This window comes from Natronospira sp., from assembly GCF_007134575.1.
Classification (GTDB): Bacteria; Pseudomonadota; Gammaproteobacteria; order Natronospirales; family Natronospiraceae; genus Natronospira; species Natronospira elongata.
The window spans coordinates 1-4,185 of sequence record NZ_SLKM01000216.1; the positions used below are offsets into that span (position 1 = coordinate 1).

A 4,185-nucleotide genomic window follows, 5' to 3' on the forward strand; every position below is an offset into this window, starting at 1 on the left:
ATGGCGTCGAAAACAAAACGCCTGGGTTTGTTGTGGAGCCAGTCCCGGATGGCATCGAAATCGAAACACCGCGCCATCAGGTTGACGTGTTCCGCCACCGGGTCGACCACTCGAATCATCATGTCCTCGAGACGGCTTTCGCCGATTTCGGCAAAACCCGGGCAGGTCTGGTCGGAGATGTGGTACTGCCGGATCTCACGGCTGCGCGTATGGATTCTGTCAGTCAGTTCCGCCGGCGCCTGTCCACCACCCGCGATATTGAACTTGATACCGAAGTCCCCATCGGGGCCACCGGGATTGTGGCTGGCAGTGAGCAGAAAGCCACCGGCCGCCGATTCCTGAGCGATCAGATGAGCGGCTGCCGGTGTCGAAAGCAGGGCCTGACATCCGATAATTACCTGCTCGACCCCGTTGGCGGCCGCCATGCGAAGGATGGTGTCGGCGGCCTGATCGTTGAAATAGCGTCCGTCGCCGCCGACAACCAGGCGGCCACCTTTCAGTGACGGCACTGAGTCGAATACCGCCTGCACGAAGTTTTCCAGGTAATGGGGCGTCTGAAATCGACTGACCGGCTTGCGTAGTCCCGCAGTGCCAGGTTTCTGGTCATCAAAGGGGGTGGTGGCTACATCCTTGATTGACAAGGGAATCTCCTTGGGCAGTGCAGTGAATTGGCTGTGATATATTGGCACCATGCTAATCCAGACCGACAAGCAGGGGATCCGCCTGGTACCGAGACGCAGCTTTGCCGGCCTCATGGCGCTCTATGAGAGCAATTATCGCAGATTGGCCCAGCTGATTGAGCCCCTGGATGATCCCCCAGCCCGTGCCCGTTCCCATGTTGTCGCGGACCCTGTGCTGCACCTTGAGACGCTGGAGCGGTGCCGCTACACAGCGACACTGCGGCTGACCTATTGGTTCGATTCCGAGCACGGTTTGCTGCCGGATCCGGATCTGGTGGTGCGCATCTACCAGGATGCCCGCATGGCTGAAGTGACTTCCTGCTGTGAATTTCATCGCCATCGCCTATTGCGGCCGTGGGTAACCCCTGGGGGCGAGGAGATTCAGGAGCGATGGGCCCGAAATCAGATGTTCTACAAATGGCTGGAGTTCTGTCTCGAGAAGGGGCATCGACTGGGTCAGCAGGAAATGGCATTTTAAGGCTTTGCTGGATGGTCACGGGTGGTTTTTCCCATCAAAGTGGCCACAATTGGGAGGGGACTGTCGGGTCCCGTGGCTGCAAAAGGAAGCTGCCATGCGAGAGTGGTTAAGCCAGTTGCCGGTAATTGGTCGCCTGTTTACGGTGCCGGTACCTGAAGAGCGTCAAATTGAACCTCCAAGCAATCCGCAGCTCAATGCCGAACGTGCCAGGAGCCGCCAGCTGAGCGAAGAGCTGGAGCAGCTCAGGGAGAAGGCGACACGCCTGGATGAGCAGGTTCGCGAACTTGAGGCGCGGGGCGCTGCCAATGAGAGCAAGATTCAGGCCCTGGAAGAGATGCTGGCCGACCCTGATCGTGCTCAAAATGCCATTGTTTACTATCAGCTGCGTGAGATCTGGTTTGCCTGCCACCGGGAATTGGTCAACCTGGTCAAGGAGCTGAGCAGGCACATGGAGCAGGAAGAGCGTCAGCAGATGCTGGCCCGCTATCGCCAGGAACAGGAACGGGAGGCGACCGAACTTGAGCGCAGCCTGGAGGATTTGGCGGCAGAGCAGGAGGAGATTGAGCAGCGTCGCCGCAAGTTGCAGGAGGAGCTTTCCCGCTCCCAGCGTATCTGGCACTACTTCAAGCGCAAACGGTTGACCGAGACGCTCGCCGGAATAGCCGATGAGCTAAAGCCTGTCGATGCCCAGATGTCCGACCTTCGCAACAGAATTCGGGAGGTTCAAGGTCGAGAACCACCGACATTTATCGGGTTGAGTGTTGAAGGCAGGCGGCAGGTCAATCTCGCGGCCATTGCCCTGGCCCAGTATCTCTATCTTCGTTTTCGCAAGGACAGCATCGCCGACATGGCCCGTAGTGCCCGCCGAAAACCGGTGCATGAAGCCTACTTCGGGCCCACGGACGAGTGCCTGAAAATCATGCGTCAGATTCGTGAAGTGGAAGGCCGTTGGCGGAGCGACCGGGAACGCCCGGAAAAAGTCCGCCGTCGTGCCCGCTATCTGGCCGGGATGGTGAAATACAAAGAGGCGAAGCAGACCGCGCCGGACATGAAGTCCATGGACCATCTGCAACCGAGTATTTCCGCTGAAGGCTCGGAAGTGGTTGGAGATTCCACGCCACTGCCGGTTAATGTGCTGGAATGGGACCTTTGGGATCTCAGGGAAGCCATGCTGGGGGCTCCCCCTGCCGCGGTTGAGGAAAAGCTCGACGCGGATCAGTGACAAATCCGCGTCGGGCTCCGTTTGGCGCTGCTACTCGTCCGTCTTGATCGCGAGCAGACGGGCGGCGAAACGGCCCTCATGGTCCTCGTAGTCACCAAGCAGACGAGCAAGGTCGGCCACAATCCGGGTACTTTCAGTCAGCAGGATGTCCGGGTCACCGCTGCCTTCTTCCACTTCGTCCAGATCCTGGAGCGCCGCTTCACCACGGGCTGCGCGGCGAACATTCTCCTGGGCCAGGCGACGTTCACGGGCCTGCTCCTGCTCCTTTCGGCGTTCTTCGATATTGAGTGAGACATGCTTGCGCTCCTGGGCCTCCCGGTAGACGCGAATATCGTCCACCAGGGCGCTGAAATCGATGTCTCGCGCCGACCGCTCTTCATGCAGCTCGCTCAACTGCGCCACCAGTGACTGAGGCAGCCATTCACCGTCATAGCTGGCGGGATCGATCTCATCCCATCCCAGGGCGTTGTTCTTGGTGCTTTCGCCATAATCTTCCAGGGAAACTGCCGAGGGCAGCTCAACATCCGGAATCACGCCTCGATGCTGCATACTGCCGCCGCTGATGCGATAGAACATCCCGATGGTGAACTTGAGCTGCCCCACATCCTCCTCGTCCGAGAACCAGCGCTCCAGGTCGAGCAGGTTCTGTACGCTGCCCTTGCCGTAAGTCGGTGAGCCGATGACCACGCCCCGGCCATAGTCCTGAATGGCACCGGAGAAAATCTCGGACGCCGAGGCGCTGAAGCGATTGACCATTACCCCCAGGGGGCCGTCCCATTCCACCGAGCCGGGAGCCGTCTCGGCAATTTCCAGCTCGCCTCGGGTGTCCATGAGCTGCACCACCGGTCCACCGTCCAGGAAAAGGCCTGCCAGCTCAGTGGCCTCCATCAGGGATCCACCGCCATTATTGCGCAGATCCACCAGTACCGCGTCCACCTCGGATTCCTTCAATTCGGCCAGCAGGCGGCGAACATCCCGAGTGGTGCTGCGGTAATCCTCGCGCCCCTCGCGACGGGCCTGGAAATCCATGTAGAAGGTCGGAATGTGGATTACCCCCACCCGGTAGCTATCGTCGCCCTCTCCAATCTCTCGGATGTCCTTGCGCGCGGCCTGTTGGTCGAGCTGGACCTCGCTGCGCACCAACTCAATGGTCTTTTCCGGGTCGCCTGGCACGGCATCCGCCGGCAGGTAGCGCAGGCGTACCTTGGTACCTTCAGGGCCCCTGATTAGCTGGACGGCGTCATCGGTTCGCCAGCCGACGATATCCTGCATGTCGCAGTACTCACGTGCGGCCACGCCGGTGATCCGATCCTGGGGGCGCAGGGTGCCGTCCTGGTCGGCGGGCCCGCCGGAAAGAATTTCGGTGATGGTCACGTACTCGTCCCTGCTTTGAAGGGCCGCACCGATCCCTTCCAGGCTGAGACTCATACGCATCTCGAACTCTTCCGCCTCTCGTGGTGAGAAATAGGCAGTGTGGGGATCGAGCGCATGAGCGTGGGCGTTCATGAAGGTCTCAAAGATGTCATTCTGACTGCTTTGGCTGACCGTGCGCCGAAGATTCTGGTAGCGGCGGGTGAGGGTGTCGTTGATGTCTTCCCAATCCCGCTCGGCCAGTACCAGACCGAGGGCATCGTTCTTCAGGCGCTTGCGCCAGACCTCGTCAAGTGCCTCGGAGGACTCGGCCCAATCCGCGTCACTCCGATCAACCAGCATGGTCTCATCGGCGTCGAAATCCGGCTTCTGCTCGAGGAAGGCCAGGGTATACTCCAGCCGCTCCTCCAGGCGATCACGGAGGCGTTCAAACA

3 protein-coding genes and 1 pseudogene are annotated in these 4,185 nt (G+C 60.0%); 2 read left to right on the forward strand and 2 right to left on the reverse strand.

Features of this window, described 5'->3' with window-relative positions; translation table 11 throughout:
• Positions 1-641, reverse strand: a pseudogene (locus tag ACJWXQ_RS08640) (alpha-D-glucose phosphate-specific phosphoglucomutase); the annotation flags it as partial.
• Between the two features lie 49 nt (positions 642-690).
• On the opposite strand from ACJWXQ_RS08640, the gene ACJWXQ_RS08645 reads away from it, so the two are divergent.
• Entirely contained in the window at positions 691-1,158 is a 468-nt protein-coding gene (locus ACJWXQ_RS08645; RefSeq protein WP_346049420.1) for a DUF1249 domain-containing protein, read from the forward strand.
• Positions 1,159-1,252: 94 nt separating this feature from the next.
• Positions 1,253-2,380, forward strand: a complete 1,128-nt coding sequence (locus ACJWXQ_RS08650; protein ID WP_346049422.1) for a hypothetical protein — start codon at positions 1,253-1,255, stop codon at positions 2,378-2,380.
• Positions 2,381-2,410: 30 nt separating this feature from the next.
• On the opposite strand, the gene ACJWXQ_RS08655 is transcribed toward ACJWXQ_RS08650, so the two are convergent.
• Positions 2,411-4,185, reverse strand: a 1,775-nt coding sequence (locus ACJWXQ_RS08655; protein ID WP_406672599.1) for a carboxy terminal-processing peptidase, incomplete at its 5' end; no start/stop codon positions are given.

Coding starts and splice junctions, on each gene's coding strand:
- ACJWXQ_RS08650 (WP_346049422.1), top strand. CDS start 1,253: ATGCGAGAGTGGTTAAGCCAGTTGCCGGTAATTGGTCGCCTGTTTACG.
- ACJWXQ_RS08645 (WP_346049420.1), top strand. CDS start 691: ATGCTAATCCAGACCGACAAGCAGGGGATCCGCCTGGTACCGAGACGC.